A 21,222-nucleotide genomic window follows, 5' to 3' on the forward strand; every position below is an offset into this window, starting at 1 on the left:
GGGACTCTTATTCCTTCATTTTCTTATCTTATTTTTTTAGAAAAATAAATAGTATCGATACCTTCTCCTCTATGATTTATTAATTTATAAGCTTCGGTAAAACCAAGACTATGAAGCGCTGCCAGATGATGGGTGTTGGTCGACCATGTTCGTGTACTCACATAAGGTAGCATATATGAATTAGGTAAATCCTTTTCTATATAACCATACATTTGTTTAAGCAAACCCTGATTTCTATGAGATTTTTTCACGCAAATTGTTGTTATATAATTAGATATCCCGATATCAGCCAGCTCTTCACAGGCATATTTATGGATAAACGTCATAAAGCCTGAAACATCACAAGATTCATCCAAGGTAATAATATAGTTCTGTGTTTTCATAACCTCAAAGTAACGGTATGGCAATAAAGTTTTAGGGGCTTCTAACCCACCTAATATCTTCTGACTAGAACTCTCTCTTGATGACAAAGACGGCAAAAACTCTTGATCGCATTCACATAGAATTTCCCATACTTCTTGCTCGTAGGGTGTTTTATCTAATGCCTCTATAAAAACTATCGACATATTATGCTCCTTTTTTTGCAAATATATATAAACGATGGGTATATGTATCTATTTCTTGACTTGTACATAAATCATAATATTCAGTGGTTAGATTTTCTCTGCTAACAACATCCGGTAACTTATTTAAATACGGCAACAGACTGGCATTCTTAAAATTGTCAATAAGATTTGCGTGCTCTTTTCCATCGGTAACATGGCTGATGACACGCACATTCTCATAACCTATTTCCAAAAGCATATGCTCCATCTCGTCACTGGTTGGATAATAAATCGGATATTCCCAATTCTCAAAGTAAGGCTCCAAGTCCAAGTTTTGGATTGCTTGAAGTACCACTTTATGCAATCCATAATAACTACGGAATCCACCTTGGTGCACCGCAAGTTTCCCTTCTGGTTTTAGCGCTTTATATAACTTACCATACATTTCTTTAGCTTCTGTCACCCAGTGTAAAGTAGCATTGCTAAATATTAAATCATATTTGTTTTCATAATCAATGGTTATAGCATTCTTTTGATAAAAGTTAACCTGTGATTCTGGTACACCTAACGCTTCCTGATTATTTTTTGCTACTTTTATCTGACTAAGTGATAGATCGAATGCATCAATATTTATTGAAGGATTCTTTGAATAAAGTTCTAATGTTGTCTTACCATTACCACATCCTACATCCAATACCCTTATCCCTTTATTAAGTTCAATCATATCAATCAAGGTACTACCTTGTTGTGATTGAGTCTCTGACGATAAATTATATTCTTGTCCATTATACATAAGCGGATCATCATCAACGTTATAAGACATATTCGTAAGTACCGATAGTGCTATGATTTTTTCCAAAGTTTCTTTATTAATATTTTCATCATATTCAAACACTTCAAAAATCAAATCTAAGAATTGTTTTTGTTGAGTCAACCTAAATTTATTGAAAGTTTCATCATAAGCCATCTCCTGTTGTTCTTTTGTCCATGTTTTATAATGAATATTTTGTTCAAAGACGTCATACATTTTCGGATAAGCCATCTGCATGCAAACAAATATTAGATTTGCCAGTTTCATCCCATCATTACATAATAACCCTTCATTGCTGTCATCGAATATCTTACTCAATTTTACTGCATTCATCAGCCGCTTTATAACCCTTGGATTCTTGCCCACAGTTAAATTGATTGTCTTTATTACATAGGCCTGATATCGATTGTTTGGTGCATGATTTTCTTCAAAATAACCAATGTCATATAAAACCTGCATGACGTATTTATTAATATTATATTTTGATATCGGCATAACAAAAGGCAATTGGATTAATTTATCAAAGTAAGATCGATAGGTCTTGTCATTTTCATCATAATCTTCGCCATATTTTGATTTTAACCCTTTTAAGATAACTTCGTAATCTACCGCTAGAACAAACACACAGTTTTCAATAACAAAAAGATTTTTGAGTACTTCAAGCACTTTAATGGCGAAACTTGGTTGAATTCGGTCTAAGTCGTCAATAAAAAATACAAAACCCTTTTTTGATATGCCATTTTCGGAGTGAACTAATATATCAATTACTTTAGCAATCTTATTTCTAATTTGACTCACATAAGTATGCTCACCTTGATTAAACATACCAAGTGCTAGCTTTCTCGCTTCTTCATCTGCACCCGTCATGCTCATAAGTATGTCTGAAGTTTTGAAAAAGTATCTCTTGAAACTTGAAAAGATATCATCAAATTCCTTTTCTAATATAATATTCTTTGATTTCGCTATTCGATTAATTTCTTTCAAAATCAAATAGGATAGGTGTTCAATAATGTCTTTTTCTTCACCCTGAAGGTATAACTCCCATGTATTAATCCATATCGCTTCAAATTTTTCATCGCTGTCATGATCACACAACTTTTTCTTAATAATGTTCATGAGAGATGATTTCCCGCTACCCCATTCACCTTGGAGGGATATGGTAATGGGGGTATCTGAAGTCACGATAAATCTGGTTAAAGCATCGGCATATTTCTCAATATTTAAGTAATCATCTTCTTCATGAATAATCGGAATGTCTCTAATGTCAATTCGGCTCATTTCATTCCCTCTCTTTATACCACTTTTTATACAAATATGTGTTAGTAGCTAAGTCAAACTACCATTGGTATTTAATATATTTCTTAAATTAGTATACACTTCGGGGCTATTATTTTCAACAAATCATAAGTATTATTCATCTTTAATAATAAAAATATACTCTCTAATTTTATGACATTTTTTCTGATTTCATCCTATATGACTTTCAGATTATACAAAATCTCTTCAAGTAGTAATTCAATAGATTTTAGCTATTGTTTACTTCAAATATGGATCCTTCTCTCTTATATCCAAGCTTTTCATAATATGGATCTACATCACTCATAACATACACCGGTTGATCTGAAAAGTCTTTGCACGCTTGTTCTATCAGCCTTTTTCCAATTGAATTTCCTCGATACGTTTTTTTGACCAATAAATCATAGACATAGATTCCAAAGCCATCATCATCACGACAACGGGCATACCCACATAGAATATCCTCCATATAAGCCACATAAGTGATGCTGGAGGCCAAAGCTATTATATATTTTTTATAACCTTCAGAGCTATAGTAGTCAAGCCATTCTTCTCCCTCTTCTCTAATCATATCAAACAATTGTTGTTCATCTTCTTTACAATATCTTCTAATATCCATTCTAAACGCCTTTCTATATTATATGGATTGTCATCATACTATAACTATTTTATCATATTGTAAAAAGATACATCCGAATTGGTAAAGAAGAGTTCCGGTAGTTTTTCGCATCTATTGCAACTCATAAATCACCGCCATCTATCACCTCATTATAATCAGCATCTTTAAAGATGCTGATTTTTCTTGTTGCTCTTTTTATAATCCATTTTGTGTTTTTGTTATTTGAATGATTCCATTCTTCTATTAGTGCTATCGTTGGCGTCTTGTTGACTTTTAACCAATCGGTTAAGTGGTTTGCTACTGATTTCTTAACGAACATTACATCATCTTCTTTTAACTTTTCTAATATCTTAAATACAGGTTCCGGATGATCAATGAATGTATCCAGTTTTGTGGCCCAGGGAAGCTTTGGTCTTAATCCTTCACTGGACAATCTTCTAAGGTGAAAGTTATCAGAATCTGCCCATTTTGTCATTTTCTCTATTGCCTGCTCCGGATACAATCTTATAAAAGGTCTTACTGCATATTCACCTGTATTTCTTTTAGTAATCTCTTCAATCATATACATAGACGTATCAAAATAGTCTAAGCCATATTTCTCAACATACTTTCCAAGTGGTAGGATCCAATAGAACTCTTTGAACATGCCTGTTTCATTCTTGTTTTCTTCACCCAAAATGGCTACAAGAATCTTTGCTGCTTCGTCAAATGCCTCGGGCAAGTATCTATAGAGCTCATCTGCATGTAATTCTACTCTTTTGGAATAGCTAAGGCCCTCACACTTTCTACTAATGGCCTGGATATATTCTTTTTTAGGAAACTCTTTATAGACGTCAATAATTCTGTCCGCCAAGAATTCTGCTAGATTTGTGCCATAATACTTTGAAATACTTCGATCATTATCATTTTCCACTTTTTCACATCCTCATATCATAATTCTAATAACATCCCTTTAATGTTCATTTTACCATAGTCTTAAAAGGTAAATCAATTTTAGCTAAGAAAAGCCCCTTATAATAACAGTTCTACTATTTGCACTGTCAATATAAGGGGCTTATACTTTTATATTAGTTTCATTCGTGTTGCTTCTTGACTGGATAGCATACTTCCGTTACCCATTCCTCAGCATTTGGTGTTTGTGCCGGGCTTACATGATATATGCAAAACATAGCGCCATCAAATTCATACTTATTGTCATTAACCCAGTTTGCTACGACATGGTTAACTTCTGTAATTTGATCATAACTACCTTTGTAGATTGCTGAAGCGATTTCTATGGCAGGAACTGATTTGAATACTACATTTTCCGTGTTAGAATGTTGATCCTTAAGGGCAATTTGAATCTCCACGTCTACATCCTGCTCCTTATAGTCTTCATCATGAAAAATTGCAAGGCTATAGCACGGGTCATCCGGTTGTAAGTTCATTCCGCTTGTTTCTGCCATCATTGTGTTCCAAAGTAGGCCCTCTTGGTCATAAGATGGAATAACTTTTCTTACACTGGCAACATATCTTTCCGGTAATGTCTTTAAAACTACATTATAATTCATAGCTGTATCATCCTTTCTCAACCGACTAATGGTCGTTTCAAGGAGTCGTAAACGATGCTTGGTTTCTTCAGCTTGGGCTTCAATCTCTGTCTTTTTTATTGACAAAAACTCAGCTAGTGCTTTCGTATCATCATACTTCATCAATATTTCTGAGATTGTTGACAAACCGAACCCCATATCCTTAAGCGCAATGATTCTGGCTGCAATTTGCAGCTGTTCTTCATTGTAGTACCTATAACTATTGAAGGTATCAATACTTTTAGGAACCAACAGGCCTAGGGCATCATAATGCCTTAACATCCTTATACTAATCCTTGATAATTTCGAAAAATCTCCTATTTTTAACATTGATTTTACCTCACATATATATGTTTTCTTGAGCTCATCTTTATTATAAAGTGTACCATAATGTGAGAGTCAATATAAATATTATCTTTTTCAAAATTCATTAAGATTAGCATTGAGATGCTCGAACCACAAGAACCATCCCCCTGGTTAGACAATCACCACATGAATTTTTCCATCATCTGATAATTTAATCCTATTACCTTCAATCTTCTCTCCGTCAAGGAGGAGTCCTTCAGCCACCATAACCCCTTTACTTCGGCTTTCTACTTGTATTTCATAAACCGTCGTTTTATATTTATATGTTATAGTAAAATCTCCAAAACTTGTAGGCGTTGTCGGATCGATGATCAGCTCATCCTCTTCTTTTCTAATACCCAAAAACCAATGAACCAATCCTTGATACATCCAACCCGCTGAACCCGTATACCAGCTCCATCCACCCCTACCTGTATAAGGCGCGCTTAGAGAAATGTCAGCAATCATAACGTAAGGTTCTTTTTCATACTTGAGTGACTCTCTCTTACTCGAAGTGATATGGATCGGATTGAGTATGGTAAAAAGTGTATCCGCCAGACTGTAATCACGGATCATCGTACTGGCAATAGCCAGCCACACCGCTGCATGGGTATACTGACCTCCATTTTCCCTAATCCCTGGGTAGTAATTTTTGATATACCCCGGGTTTTTGTCAGTTTTATCAAACGGTGGTGCAAGTAGTAGGGAAATACCGTCTTCTTCTCTGACCAGATATCGTACAGCTGATTGCATTGCAACTTCAGCCCTATCTTTCTGTGCACCTTTTGATATCACACTCCAAGACTGACTGATAGAGTCAATTCGGCATTCAGCGTTTTCTTTTGAACCCAACTTACTATAATCATCATAAAAGGCTCTAAGGTACCAATCGCCATCCCATGAATGGGACTCGATATTTGTAAGTAGTGTCTTTCTCATTTCCTCAAATTGTTCTCCACTTTCAATATCCCCTTCATGATGACAAAGGGGTATAAAATCACCTAATACAGTATATAGAAACCAGGCTAACCAGACACTTTCTCCTGTTCCTTCTATACCTACCATGTTCATACCATCATTCCAATCACCACCGCCCATTAAGGGAAGTCCATGCTTGCCAAACTCTGTATGAAGAATTGTAAGTTTACAATGTTCATAAATACTGGCGGAAATCTCCGATTTTTCAGCTGTAACCATGGCTTCATGCTGACCTTCTTCGAGTAAAGGACCTTTGATATAATGCACTTTTTCTTTTAAGATCGTATAATCACCTGTACTACGAATATAAGCCGAGGTTGCATAGGGTAACCATAATAAATCATCCGTTATTTTCGTGCGAACACCTACACCCATGGGCATATGCCACCAATGTTGAACATCACCCTCCTCAAACTGCCGACTACAAGCAATTAAGATTTGATTTTTTAGTGCTGTTGGATCCGTAATCAAAAGAGAAAGTGCATCTTGAAGTTGATCTCTAAATCCATAAGCACCACCACACTGATAAAAGGCAGCTCTTGCATTAATTCTACAAGATATTGTTTGATATAATAGCCAACCGTTGACCATAATGTCAATCGCCCGATCATTTGTCTTGACTTGAATCGTACCAAGCATCTCTTCCCAGTAATCATTTACGCGTTTTAGTTCCTTTGTAGCTTTTCTTAAATCTTTATACTTATATCTTAGTTTGCTGATTTCTTCAAGATGAACACTTTGTCCTAGCCCAAAAATGATGGTTTTACTCTCATTTGGCTTCATTGAAATGGATACTTGAATAGCACCACAGGAGTCGTAAGACACACCGGTGTTGTTGGATAATTTGATGTCGAGACCTTCCGGATTCAATATCGAACCTTTTCGACCTAAAAATTCATGGCGATCACCTGTATACCCTATAATCATCTCACTTGTAAACATAAAGGCGTTGTGTTTGCGAAAATGATAGTTATAAATACTTTTTGCACTCAAGTATTCATGCTCATTGTTATATTCTGTTAAGATATAGGGATTGGTTTGCTCTCTTTCAGTTCCAAGAACCCACTCTACGTAATAGGTAAGACCCATAAACCTTTCTCTATCAGAATGATTTGTAAGTTTTAATTCCCAAATCTTAATAGGTTCATCCAATGGTGTGAACACTGTTAGCTCCTGTTCAATACTTTCCTCCTCATGATAAAACTTTGAGTAACCAAAGCCGTGTCGAACCAAATAAGTTCCCCTGTCCGTTTTACCTAAAGAGGTGGGTGTCATTACCTTTCCGCTTATTTCATCTTTTATATATATGGCTTCTGATGCTTTGTCACTGACAGGATCATTGGACCAGGGTGTTATCTTATTCTCCCTGCTATTCGTTGCCCAAGTGAATCCAGCACCAGACTCCGATATATGAAATCCGAAGTTTTTGTTTGCAATTACATTAATCCAAGGCGCTGGTGGCTTATTTTTACCTTCAAGAAGTATCTCATATTCACTTCCATCTTTTACAAACCCACCAAAACCATTAAAAAATTCATATTCATTGTCAAGATTCAAGTTTCTTCGCCTCCTTCTGTCTTTCTATATTTCTACAACTTCTTCAATAATCTCTTTTAATGTCTCTTTAATATTTCTAAAGTAAATACCTGTTTTTTCATTAAAGACAACTCTTGCAACTGTGAACAGTAAATCCAGCTCAGCTGGGATGACTTGATTCGAGTGGAGTATGAAAAGACTGGGTCTGTCTCTACTTTCATCATAAATTCTAAGTGAGGATGTCATATCATTTAACAAATCATGTAGTTCTTGTATATAACCATGCTTTGCTTCACTGAGTATAATTAAGTCAACTTTGACCTGATTGATTCTTAAATATTCATAAGCCTTTAATACATCTCGTACGACACTTGCCGCTTCAATCGATTTTACCGTTAACAACATAATTGGATTATCACCTGATACGCCAAATTTCCATAAGAAGCTTTGGTTTTTCCAATTCCGTCTAATATTTTCTGCAGGTCCTCTGTAATAACCTGAAGGATAGAATAAAGGGCTAATTAAATCTTGGAATGCATTTAATTGTTTTCTAGAAATATCTAAGTATTTGAGCTCGATTGCACTTTGAAGTCTGAATTTTTCAAACATATCATCTATTCTATAATCAATACTTAATTCATCGCTTATCGCGATAGCCTCTTCTTTGCTTTTACTCACACCCGTGATAAAGGAAACACTTGTTGATTCTCCTTCTGCCAAGGCAATATTTACCCGTAGACTCATAATGGGATCATTACAAAATCCTGTGCTATTAGAAAGTAATATACTGTCTACAACGGTAACCGGGTTCATTAATGTATTGTTTCTACCTATGAATTTTAGTCGGTCATTCTCATATGCAACATTCTTTGATAGATTTACATCGGTTTTTACCATATGCATTAAGTATGGATTATTGCCCTCTTTATTACTTCGTCGTCTAGATAAGAAAATACCATGTTCTTCGATATACTCGCTTTCTATAAAAAGCTTATTAAAGGCAGGGTGACTCAGTTCCGCAAGAAAACGATCGCCAACGACTTCCATATAACTTGTTAATTCAAGTTGTTTTAGATCTTTCCCATTATTGGTCAAAGTCACTTTTCTAATTTCCAGATTATAATTTGGAGAAAGACTCACTTCTGTATGTGTAATTATATCGCCATCTGTTCTTTTGAATTCAGCCTTATGGGGGTGAAAAATGGCTTCATAATCTTCAGGTTCTTTTTTTGTAGGATTATACGTTGTACTCCATACTGAATTTTTATTCATATCTTTGATATAAATGTAATTACCTGTATTGGCATAAAGATCTGATCGCCATCTATATAGCATCATATCATTATAACTGCTAAAGCCATCTCCATCCGAAGTGATCATAAGAGAATAGTTGTTATTGCTAAAATACCTGACTACGGCTATTTCAGGTGCAACACTGTTAACATAGCGATTGCTAAGTACATCTTCTTCCAATTCCATTTTTCTGATTTTTATCGTGTAGCCTCTCTTGGCTATAGATATGAAGTGGGATTGGCGTTTTTCCTCAAGTAATACCTCAGTGGCTTTTACCATAGCTTCTGCATGGAATCTCGTACGCATGATGCCATTGTTCAAGAAATTATTAATAGCTACAAGATTCATACCTTGATGATGGGCCATAAATGATCGAACGATACAATAGGGTGTCTCGTACTCCGGATCCGGACCATTAAAGTCTATAGCTTCATAATACCCATAGGTACTAAAAGCACCCAAATCCGACATTCTTCTAAGATTCGACATGGCTTCCTCACTTGCATACTCTAGAGCAAGAAATGTAGCATATGGCGCTACTACTAAAGGCTCTTTGAGAGCCGGTTGCAGACGTAACTTAGGTATACCAAATGCTTTGTATTGATAGTTGGCGTCTAAGTCAAATCGATAATACTGAGACTCAGATATGCCCCAGGGTATGGACATATGCTTAGCATAATTAATATGCTGTAGCACTGCTGCTTTAGATGTTTCTGCATATACTGAGCCATCATACTCTTTCATGACTAGGTTTGGCATAAGGTATTCAAACATCGTGCCGCTCCAAGATACAAAGCAAGGTAAGCCATCGATCATGGTAAAGGGGCGGCCCAACTTGCTCCAATGTTTTAATGGCACCTCGCCCCTGGCTATGGCTATAAAACTCGTTAGTGATGATTCTGAAGCCATCAAGTCGTAACAACCGGCATCTTTTGTTTGAGATGATACATGATAACCGATAAGAAATAGTAATCGTTTTTCATTGTATAAAAATCTAAACTCAGCTTCTTTAAGCATAGAATCTATTGTGTGGCTAACCACTTTTATTCTACTAACCATATCCTTTGCAGCGTCATTATCTTCTAGTGCTAGCTGTCCTAAGGTAGGGCAGTCCAAGAAGGGAATATCTTCTAAGTTAAATACTTCTACCTCGTTTATGATTATATCTAAACTACTTAGGACTTCTCCTATTCTATGAGAACCCTCACCCAATTTCTGTTCATTGCTTTTTATAAGCGCTCTTATATCCGAAAGATCTGCCGAGAATTCTCCAATTGTACCGTAATCATCTTTTAATAACATATTTGTTTGACTCGTTTTTAATGTGTGTCTAAGCTCCGAGATTAGATGTGTCGTAAAAATAGGTGTATCTAGTTGTTCTATAATACCGTTTTTTAGGGCTATAAGGTGCCCAAAAAAGTTTCCACTATCTACCGTAGATATATAATCCGGGTGTAATATTTCAAGGGTGCTTGTGTTATACCAGTTATAAAGATGACCTTTCCACTTCGGCAGAGTGCCTATAGTCTCCAATAATCTTTCTTCATGGGCAATCATGGTACTTAAAGTCTCAAAGCCAAAGTCTCTTGCAGAAAGCGTAGCTAGGAGTTGAAGACCAATATTTGTTGGAGAGGTTTTGTTAGATAGCTTTTCTTTAGGTGCATACTGATAATTATCCGGACATAAATAGTTATTGTCTTTTGTTGCATGATCTTTGAAAAAAAGCCAGGTTCTTCGAGCTGTCTCTAGAAGAAGTTCCCTATCTTCTAACGCGCCTTTTATGAATCGTTCTTCTCTTGGTTGGCTCATACGATAGGCCATCCAAAAGGACATACCCCAAGCAAGTGCTAAGGCACCGTAGATGGCTATAGCTACCGGATGAACTGTCTGCACTATTAATAGTCCCACTAAAACCATAGCCGCAATAATCGCACTAAACATATTAAAGAAATAACCTCTTAATGTATTTACAACTGAAGCATCTTCATTTTCTGATGTATTCCACCTCAGCATTTTTTCTTGACTGATGAGCACTCTAAAAACTGTTCTCATGATTGCATCTGTAGCTATCTGAGCCCTGTATGGTGTAATAACAAGCTCCATAAGTGCTCTTTCAAACATTAACATGATCTCTTTAAATAAACCCTTATAGACAATGGTAAACTGAGGTCTATTGATTTTTTGTGAAATTATTGCGTATAGTAGAGATGCGAAATTAAGTATGTCAGAAAAGAAAACTAAGGGTAGCCACAAATAAAAAACCTTAGGCATAATAGCTAAATTTATGATAATGAAAAGTGTTTTGGATACAGGGACTATGCTACGTCTTAAATTATCTAATATTTTCCATTTGGATATTACGTTTAAGCTAATGCCATTTTTTGGCTTCCTTTTAAACAACCAAGGTAACAGTTGCCAATCGCCTCGAATCCACCTGTGCTCTCTTTTTACAAATGAAAGCACACTACTTGGAAATGTATCCATGATTTTTACCGAACTTGAGAAAGCTGTTTTGACATAGCAACTTTCTAAGAGGTCATGACTGAGCACACTATTGTCCGGTATTATTTTATTTAAGATTAAGTGAAAAGCCTCCACGTGATAAATGCCTTTACCTGTATAGACGCCTTCGTTAAACACATCTTGATATATATCAGATTGAATAGATGAATAGTTTGCTAGCCCTGTTTGGCCTCCAAACACTTCAGGAAAGCGACTGCTTTTTTTATCAACTATATGATTACCAATCGAAGGCTGTATGATGGCATACCCTTCTTTCACCCTCTTACTAACCGGATCTATAACCGGCTGATTGAGGGGATGGTCAATAAGACCCACGAGTTTTGACGCATTATCCCTAATCAGATTAGAGTCCGCATCTAAAGTGATGACATATTTGAAAGTTTCTAATAAGGCTTCCTCGCATAATAATGTCGTAAAGCTTGTATCTTCCTTCTTAATGCCACTTAAGAGATTATTAAATTCCTCCAGCTTCCCTCTTTTTCTTTCCCAACCCATATAGCAATTTTCCGACTTGTTCCATTGCCTTTCTCTTATAAACAGAGAAAATCGTTGATGAGTTGATGGGTAAAGCACATTTAGTGCATTGATTTTTTTTATAAGAGCTTTCTCAAGAATCTCGTCTTTTGGCATAACTTTTTCAGGTGCATCCTCAAAATCGGCTAAAAGTCCAAAGTAGAGATTATCTTGTCGATTAGCTAAATAATGCTTTTCTAGCCTTTCAAGATACTCGATACATTGAGATTTTGATGAAACAAGTACAGGCATGACTAAAAATGTTCTGGAGTGATCCGGAATTTCTTCTAGATAATCTAAAGAAGGAATCTTTGCTACAGCCATCCGCCTTGTAAAGATATGATTGGTTAACTCTATAGCAATTCCTGTCAACATCGGTAACCCAACGACCAAAACGATCACATATATATTGATATCCTCAACTAACCCAAAACGCTTCATCATAAATATTACAAAAACAGATATAGAAACAACAAGCAAGAAGCCGGTTATAAAATAACTGATGCCTTTTATATTCTGTTTCTTTTCTAGATTTTCCGGTGCTTTTTTATTTAATACTTTTGCTTTAAGGAGGGGGTATCCCTTCCCTATAAGATAGGTGCCCACATGATGGGGACAATTAAGGTCCTCTCTACCTGCTTTGGCCAGTTCTAGAGCATATTCTGCTATTACACCTTCTTCAATATGATGTTTAAGAGATAGTTTTACAATAATCCCTCTGTACATACCCTTACTTGCGGAATCCATTTTGGCATATACACCATCAGGATCATTTATTAGGATACTTTCAAGGAGTGAGAAAGCCTCAAAAAACTTTTCTTCATCTACTTCGCTAATGCCTTTGAGACTCACAATAAGCGCACGAATATCAGACTCCAAGTAGGATTCTAATTTACTTTCTTCAAGAAATACCTTGGAGGGCTTAATGCGCTTATTAGCTGATTTGGATTTATAGTGATGGGCCACATAACGCTGAATGGATTCTTCCTCAAATGACATGTTCTTTAATTGGTATATGACATGGGCATGAAAAGAGAAGTTTTTTCTGCAGTCCGCATCAACTTCACTAAGAAAGGAAGCAATATCGATAACACCAGGTTGTACCCCTAGCTTTTCCTTAACAAATTTTTCTGCTTTGGCCTTTATCTTTACGATACTCACAACTTCTTCTGCTACTTCTATAATACTTTCTAGTAAGCAAAATCCAATCATCTCCGGTAGTACCCATAACTCTTTATCCAGTAAGTGTATCTCTTTTTGATAGGCTTGAAGCATGATGGAAATATTTTCTTCGTTTAAATGCCCACCGGAAATGGCCACCATTTTTTTCGCCACAACATAGATCCTCGGATAGCCATGATACTCTTTTGATCTAAGTATCGGTAGGATCTCATAATTTGTACCTCTCGTTCTGACCTTTTTTATTTCTCTGTATAACATTTGGTAGTTGTCAAACAACCAACGCGCCGCAGGAATTAAGGCGATTAAATCAGAAGATATTTCAGAAATACTGCTACGTATTTGGTTTAATTTTTTATATGCAATTTGATTATAATCCCCAAGTACAAAATTATAGCGCATCAACTTGACATTTTGGTGATTCTTCGCCAGATCTAGCATTTGCTGTTCCCACTCAACCGGTCCAAGTATGTCATCCATCCCAATAGGTTCAATGGGCAAAATAGCCCTCTTTCTTATATGGATGTACCTGACATAAAGAAAAATCATGACACCTATAAGAAGAATTGCAACCAATGCCCTATTAAAACCAACCGATCTATTCAGTAAAAAACTACTTATTGTTCCTATTATATTTAATACCATTTAAACACTACCTTCCTAATAAAACACAGCCCTCATAGTCTTATATCATAACTATAATTTTCAAGTTAGAACAAAGATGCTACGCTTCGCTTTGCAAAGCAAATTGTTCCGGCAGGAAAGATTTCCTTGATAGTTAATGCGGCGCTTCTACGCATTAACATAGCATAGACTTTCCTAGAGAATAAAAAAACATCAATAAAATAATACATATATTCATTATACCATTAATAACTGAAAATTACTGGCAACTACCGTTTAATTATCTGCAGTCGGCAGATGCTCAGTTTCTGATGTATGATTTTATAACAAATAATGGTGTATTTATTATACACTTTATTATATAGACATACATTAGTTAATGTGTTGCATTAACAAATAAATATTTTCAGAAGTTTCTGTTTTTTGTTCCCTTATATTAAAAGCTATTATAAGCATAAAAATACCTCCAAGTAAACAATCCTATTTTAATGAATTAGACTGCTTACTTTGGAAGTATTCTATCTGTGATACCTTTTTATCTTTTAAATATGGGTTATAATTGTTACACCTATTTACCCTATTAACTTTCTATCTATAGTGCTAATAAAAACCTCTTTTATATGCTTTTGGAATCCCTTCTAGTATGCCCGCTTGTTGATACATCTTCAAAGGAAAATAAGGATCACGTAGCAACAGTCTTCCTAGTGCTATGAGGTCGCATCGATTGTTATTTATTATTTCTTCAATCATCTCAATACTGGTTATTAAGCCAACCGCTATCGTTGCCACCTGACACTCATGCTTGATTTGCTCAGCAAAACGTATTTGATATCCGGGATAAACCTGCATACTAACAGGCGCCAAACCACCGGAACTTGTATGTATTATATCTAGTTTCCCCTTCACTTGGTCGATAATCCTGACCATCTCATCACCATCGATACCACCAACCATATAATCAGAAGCGGACACTCTTAGACCAAGAGCAACATGCTCAGGAATAGCAGCCTTAACTTGATCTATTATCCAATTAAGGAGTCGACATCGGTTCTCCAAGCTACCACCAAATTGATCTTCTCGCTGGTTGGTTACCTGTGATAGGAACTCATGATTCAAGTAGCCATGAGCACCATGAATCTCAATATAATCAAAGCCTGCTCTTACTGCCCTCTTAGCGCCTTCTACAAAAGCCTGAATAACTTGTTGTATTTGGTTTTCATCTAGAACTTGTGGCATCCTATAATCATCACTAAACTTAATGGCACTCGGTGCGATTGGTGTTGTCTTTGTCGCTTCACTTTTCCTTCCGGCGTGAGCAATCTGAATCCCTGCACGAGCGCCATGTTTTTTTATTCTGGATGTAATCTCTTTAAGTCCTTCGATCTGTTCATCGTTCCAAATCCCAAGGTCTTGATCCGATATTCTGCCATTAGGCATGACCGCTGTAGCCTCTACAATAATCAAACCAACACCACCAATGGCTCTGGTTTCATAGTGGGTGAAATGGAAATCATTGGCTTTACCATCATCTTTTGCTGAGTACATACACATTGGCGACATGACCAACCGATTTTTTAGTTCAATGTTTCCAAGCTTATATTTTTCCAATGCTTTCATAGGATCTCCTCTATTTCGGTTTTCTTTTTATTCGTGTTTTGTAATATATTTCATGGCAAAATCAATTTGTGCAGGTGTTAATGCTTTTTTCAAAGCTAATTGGTAGTATTTCACTGCTGAATCAACATCGTTTTTCTGATAATGGGAATAGCAAACTGCCGCTCCGTAATAGCCAACACCGGAACTTGGAACCCTTTCATCGTAAATTAAAAACATATCAATGGCTTTTTCTAATTGCATATTGTCGTAATATGCCCAAGCCAGTGAGGCAACATTAGCTGCATCCTTAGGATCTAATTCATAAACTTTTTCATAGTACTTTATGGCTTTTATTTTGTCCGGTGTCAAATTTGCATAAATCACGGCTAATCTTTTAGCTGCAAAAATATTATTTGTATCCATCTCCAGAATTGCCAAATAGCTTTGCTTTGCCTCATCATATTGATTTGCTACTTCATACTGCTTCGCTTGCTCTATCCATTGTGTTGCATCACCAATCGTTAGCTCTACTGTTTTTGATTCTTGTATCCACTTGACGTCGCCTCCAAAATACTGAGTAATAAAGCGAAGCGGGACATAAGTTCTACTGTCTTTTAGTAGAACGGGTACATCCATTGTTTCACTTTTTCCATTCACCAAAATAGATGCACTTCCCACTTTTAGCTCCAGCTTCGTATCAAGTCTTTCTATGGTAATAGAAGAAGTGGCTGCATTCCAGCCTACAGAAGCGCCAAGTGCTTCCGAAATCCCTCTAAGAGGCACAAGGGTACGATTATATGTCTTGTTGAGATAGGGTTCAGTATCAAAAAACAAAGGCTTATTATTTAATAAAATCGTCATAGGAGATTCATTCAGGATCTTAATGACTACTGCATTGGATAAAAGTCTTCCCGGTGTGGTCATATAGCTCCCATTGTAATATAGACCACTGGATCCGCCACCATCTAAGTTCATGGCTTCAACCATACCTAAAGATAGTGCAATCTCACCTAACTGTTTAACTGTAACCCCTGAAACAACGGTCATACCCAGTCTGTTGTCTTCTGTTATACCAATCAAACTTCTCGTCGCAGCAGAACTTGTAATCTTGCCTTCAGTAAACCCTTCAGCACCGGCATCTGCTTTTAACTTACCATTTTCAACCAATGTCGGTCCTGCTCCAACCACTGTTCTAATATTAGCATAGTCAAGGCTTATACCGCTATGCCCCACCGTTGTAAAATCATTAGCGTAGTATTCCATGCGATATTCGGCTGTTTTTCCTAACTCAAACACTTTGCTAACATTCACATCTTTGGTAAGTACCAAAAAGCCATCCGTAGGTATGTAAAAACTGCCACTACCCTTCTTAGTAACCACACCCTTGTCCACCTCAATTGAAGTAAAATCATGACTCGGTCTTGGACCTGCATATTCCGGTGTAAAAATCATGGTCGCAGCAGCATCGGAATAATAGTGGTTAATATTCCATGAATACCAGCTATATGGCCATTCCCATTGGCCATTGGTTCCACCGACGATCTTTACAAAAAGAGGGTCAACACTTACGGTATTGTCGCCTGAAATAGCAAGTACGGAACCTGTGTTTGCCATATGCAACACTTTCCCATCTAACATAAGGGTTCCTGAAGGTTGCATATCAGCATAAGCATTAAAGAAAGAACCATTTATACCCCCAATAGCCGTTGCGTCAGTGTTGCTCGCCGATTGAACTATGGAAGACAAGGCATCGGTTGCTCCAATCTTCCCATGAGCTAATACGGAATCAATACGAATCTTATCGTCTTTCAAATCAGCCCAAAGAACTGAAATGTTTTTATTGCCACCTGTAAAACTAACGGTTCTGCTTTCTTTCCACACACTGGATTGAGCATGTACTGGTGATGTAAATGGAATGCTGATTATCATGAATAGCATTACAAATAGTATGCGCATTGCTTGTTGTGATTTCATTGTCTTTTTTCCTCTCGTTTATAGTTTGACTATAGTCTAGTTATGGTCTAGTTATAGTTTAGTCAATATTTCGCAGGTCTTTTATCGTACCCTCAATCTATTTTTAAGAATCTGGCATTTATAGATACTATAATAGTACTCAGTGACATAAGTACAGCACCCAGTGCCGGACTAATGAGTATACCTTGATTATATAGTATGCCTGCTGCAAGTGGTAGCGCTATTATATTATATCCGGTGGCCCAAATTAGATTTTGAATCATCTTCTTATAGGTTGCTTTTGAAAGCTTTATAATGCTTACGACATCCAGTGGGTTACTCTTGACGAGTATAATATCAGCTGTTTCTATGGCAACATCGGTACCCGCACCTATTGCAATGCCTAGATCCGCTTTTGCTAGAGAAGGTGCATCATTTACCCCATCACCCGTCATAGCAACTTTTTTGCCTTTACTTATAAGTTCATCAATTTTTTCTGATTTTTCTTGAGGCAACACTTCAGATATTACTGTGTCAATTTTTAACGCTTCGCCCACATAAGCCGCTACTCTTTCATTATCGCCTGTTAGCATGATTGATTCTATGCCCATTGTTCTTAAGGTTTCTACCGCTTCCTTAGCCGTCGTTCTAACGATATCGGATAAGGCAATATAGCCCATGAGTCTATGATTCTCAAGTACGAAAACAACAGTTTTACCTTGTTGTGCCAGTTCTTCATAATGATTTTCATCAAATTCAATTTTCTCACTCTTCATGTATCCCGGACTTACTACCATAATTTCCTTACCTTCTACTTCAGCTTGTAAACCCTTACCTGTCAAGTTTTGATAATGACTCACTTCCTTCAACTCTAGACTTCTATTCTTCCCTTCATTTACAATCCCTTTTGCAATAGGATGCTCCGAATTAGACTCAACAGAATAAGCCATGGTTAGTAACTCATCTTCTGAGCTGTCTATAGCTTTTATATCGGTGATGCCAAATTTTCCTTCTGTTAATGTACCTGTTTTGTCAAATACTACGGCATTTAGTTTTCTCGCATTCTCAAATGCGCTTCTATTTCTTATGAGCAAACCTCTTTTTGCACCAATACTCGTTGATACTGCTGTAACAAGGGGCGTGGCTAATCCTAGAGCATGGGGACAAGATATTATGATGACTGTTACGGCTCTCTCAATTGCAAAGCTTAGATCCTTCCCAAGCGCCATCCAAACTATAAAAGTTGTTGTACCTGCTGTAACTGCTAAATAAAACAACCATTTTGCAGCAATATCTGCTAATCTTTGCGTCTGTGATTTGGATTCCTGTGCTTCTTTAACCAGTTTCACAACTTGAGATAAAAACGTATCATCACCGGTTTTACTTACTTTGAATTTTAATATTCCTTCTCCATTGATTGAACCACCAATGATTTCAGCATTACTTGCTTTTTCAACTGGAACAGATTCACCTGTTATCATGGATTCATCTACCTCTGAATCACCATCATAGACTATACCATCTATTGGGATTTTCTCACCTGGTTTCACTAAAACTTTGTCACCCTCTTTTAATTGACTTACAGGAACCACCTTAGTTTCACCATTTTCTTGAATAAAATGTGCTTCCTCCGGCATGAGTTTAAGTAATTCATCCAGTGCTCTAGAGGCTCTCATGACAGACTTCATCTCTATCCAATGCCCTAAAAGCATGACGACAATAAGTGTAGCTAGCTCCCAGAAGAAGTCATTTCCTATAGACATGAAAACTGCAAATGAGCTATATACATAGGCTACTGTAACTGCAAAGGCAATAAGTGTCATCATACCTGGTTCTTTTGCTTTAATCTCATCTTTAGCACCTTGGAAGAAGGGTTTGCCACCATAAATAGATAAAATGGTAGAAAGGGTAAATAATATATATAGATCGCCTGTGAATCTCCAATCAACGCCCATAAACATTTGTATCATTGGTGATAAAATTAAAATGGGCACCATGAGTACAAGAGAAACAAAAAATCTTCTCTTAAAGTCTTCTGCCATCATAGCATGATGGTCTTGATGTTGATCTTGATGCATTTCATGGTTGTGCTCCTCGTGGTTATGTTTTTCATGGTTATGATCTTCATGGGTATGTTCCTCATGGTTATTATTTTCTTTTATTTTTCTCACTCCTTTTAAACAGTTGAACTAATAACAAGTAATCCAACACTTACAATTCTTCTATTATATTTTACTAGAATTCCAGTCATCTTATTTAAATTCTAACATTTAACACTATGGGGTTCAACAAAACAATTTTTTAGGGAAGCGTGACGGCGTTTCGCTTTGAGCTAATTTGGTTTTTATGGTATAATAAATGATATCATTGATATTCATTATCAATATGGTCTGTGGCAATCACGATTCTATTTGAGATTAGGAGATGAATTATGAGTATCGTTTTTGATTCAAAACTTGAAATAATTGAATCCTACTATATCATAAGAATTCCTTCGACTTCTAGTGAAAAGCTCCCTTCCCGTGGCATGGTCATGATTGAGGGGATTCTTAATGGGGTAGCTTTTCATACACCAGTTGAACCGGACGGTAAAGGAAGTCATTGGTTTAAATTAGATGAAAACTTGATCAAAGATGTGGAAGTATCCGCTGGTGATACAGTATCTTTAAGCATTGAGCCGGTCAGTGATTGGTATGAACCTGATATGCCTGAGGATTTTATGATAGCCATTCATGAAGCAGGCCTAATCGACCGTTGGAAGGAGATTACGCCCAAAGCAAAATGGGATTGGTTGCGCTTTATTCGTTCAACAAAGAACCCATCGACCCATCAAAGAAGAATTGAGGTAGCATGCTCAAAATTGCAAAAAGGAGATACAAGACCTTGCTGTTTTGACAGAAGCCGTTGCACCATTATGGATGTATCCAAATCCGGCATATTATTGGATTAGTTATTATTTCATCATTAAAGGAGCATTATTGGTCAGGAAAGAGTCTAACCTCATTCCATGAATAATAATGCTCCTTAAAAATTCTGATTATATCATGATTTTCTTTATCCGATTTATTGTATGAATTTTTCTATCGTGCCAACCATCCACCATCAACAGCAATGGTATAACCATTCACATAAGAGGATGCTTCAGATGCTAAGAAAACAATCGGACCTTTTAGATCGGATGGTAGTCCCCAACGGTTCGCAGGGATTCTCTCGAGTATGGCTGCATTTCGGTCTGCATCTGCACGTAGTGCTTCTGTATTGGCTGTTGCCATGTATCCAGGTGCAATGGCATTGACATTGATATTGTCTTTGGCCCACTCATTGGCCATTAATCGTGTTACACCCATGACACCACTTTTTGATGCTGTATAGGAAGGTACACGGATGCCGCCTTGGAAAGATAACATGGAGGCGATGTTGATGATTTTCCCACCTGTTTCTTGTTTCATAAACTGTCTTGCTACGGCTTGACTGAAAAAGAATACGGTCTTTATGTTGAGATTCATAACATCATCCCAGTCTTTTTCACTGAAATTAATGGCGTCTTCACGTCGTATCGTACCTGCATTGTTGACCAGTACATCCACATGACCATATACTTCTACAGCTTCTGCTACGATGGCTTCTAATTTGTCAATCTTCATCAAGTCTGCTTGTATGTGATGGAATTTACGACCTAGGTCTTCAACTAACTGCTTCGTCTCGCTACCTGCACTATAATCCACACCAACGATGTCTGCGCCTGCTTCTGCAAGGGCCATCGCCATGCCTTGACCGAGTCCTTGACTGCTGCCGGATACAATTGCTACTTTGCCTTCTAAACTAAAGTTTTCTAATATCATC

At 36.8% G+C, this 21,222-nt stretch carries 12 protein-coding genes; 1 reads left to right on the forward strand and 11 read right to left on the reverse strand.

Annotation, left to right across the window (positions count from 1 at the left end):
* Positions 1–23: 23 nt before the first annotated feature.
* From PATL70BA_RS05505 to PATL70BA_RS05550, 10 genes are all read right to left on the reverse strand, one after another.
* Entirely contained in the window at positions 24–566 is a 543-nt protein-coding gene (locus PATL70BA_RS05505) for a hypothetical protein (protein WP_125136439.1), read from the reverse strand.
* 1 nt (position 567) lies between these two features.
* Positions 568–2,634: a P-loop NTPase fold protein gene (locus tag PATL70BA_RS05510; RefSeq protein WP_125136440.1), complete on the reverse strand. Its 2,067-nt coding sequence runs from the start codon at positions 2,632–2,634 to the stop codon at positions 568–570.
* A 247-nt stretch (positions 2,635–2,881) separates the two neighbouring features.
* On the reverse strand, positions 2,882–3,271 hold the full coding sequence (locus tag PATL70BA_RS05515; protein ID WP_125136441.1) for a GNAT family N-acetyltransferase: 390 nt from the start codon (positions 3,269–3,271) through the stop codon (positions 2,882–2,884).
* A 121-nt stretch (positions 3,272–3,392) separates the two neighbouring features.
* The gene (locus PATL70BA_RS05520) at positions 3,393–4,184 is read right to left on the reverse strand and encodes a DNA alkylation repair protein (RefSeq protein ID WP_125136442.1); all 792 of its coding nucleotides are present in this window, start codon (positions 4,182–4,184) and stop codon (positions 3,393–3,395) included.
* 160 nt (positions 4,185–4,344) lie between these two features.
* Positions 4,345–5,169: a MerR family transcriptional regulator gene (locus tag PATL70BA_RS05525; protein ID WP_125136443.1), complete on the reverse strand. Its 825-nt coding sequence runs from the start codon at positions 5,167–5,169 to the stop codon at positions 4,345–4,347.
* Positions 5,170–5,316: 147 nt separating this feature from the next.
* Entirely contained in the window at positions 5,317–7,719 is a 2,403-nt protein-coding gene (locus PATL70BA_RS05530; RefSeq protein ID WP_125136444.1) for a GH36-type glycosyl hydrolase domain-containing protein, read from the reverse strand.
* Positions 7,720–7,743: 24 nt separating this feature from the next.
* Positions 7,744–13,851, reverse strand: a complete 6,108-nt coding sequence (locus PATL70BA_RS05535; protein ID WP_125136445.1) for a glucoamylase family protein — start codon at positions 13,849–13,851, stop codon at positions 7,744–7,746.
* A gap of 579 nt (positions 13,852–14,430) precedes the next feature.
* Positions 14,431–15,447, reverse strand: coding sequence for an NADPH dehydrogenase NamA (gene namA, locus PATL70BA_RS05540; protein ID WP_125136446.1), 1,017 nt, complete (start codon positions 15,445–15,447; stop codon positions 14,431–14,433).
* A 27-nt stretch (positions 15,448–15,474) separates the two neighbouring features.
* Complete coding sequence (locus PATL70BA_RS05545) at positions 15,475–17,400, reverse strand: stalk domain-containing protein (protein WP_125136447.1); 1,926 nt, start codon at positions 17,398–17,400, stop codon at positions 15,475–15,477.
* A 92-nt stretch (positions 17,401–17,492) separates the two neighbouring features.
* On the reverse strand, positions 17,493–19,550 hold the full coding sequence (locus PATL70BA_RS05550; protein ID WP_243115969.1) for a copper-translocating P-type ATPase: 2,058 nt from the start codon (positions 19,548–19,550) through the stop codon (positions 17,493–17,495).
* A 260-nt stretch (positions 19,551–19,810) separates the two neighbouring features.
* On the opposite strand from PATL70BA_RS05550, the gene PATL70BA_RS05555 reads away from it, so the two are divergent.
* Positions 19,811–20,329 (forward strand): DUF1905 domain-containing protein, encoded by a 519-nt coding sequence (locus PATL70BA_RS05555; RefSeq protein WP_125136448.1) that lies wholly within the window; start codon positions 19,811–19,813, stop codon positions 20,327–20,329.
* 130 nt (positions 20,330–20,459) lie between these two features.
* Here the strand turns inward: PATL70BA_RS05555 and kduD are convergent, their stop codons facing one another.
* Entirely contained in the window at positions 20,460–21,221 is a 762-nt protein-coding gene (gene kduD, locus PATL70BA_RS05560; protein WP_125136449.1) for a 2-dehydro-3-deoxy-D-gluconate 5-dehydrogenase KduD, read from the reverse strand.
* Between the last annotated feature and the right edge of the window lies 1 nt (position 21,222).

It is taken from the genome of Petrocella atlantisensis, assembly GCF_900538275.1.
GTDB lineage: Bacteria > Bacillota > Clostridia > Lachnospirales > Vallitaleaceae > Petrocella > Petrocella atlantisensis.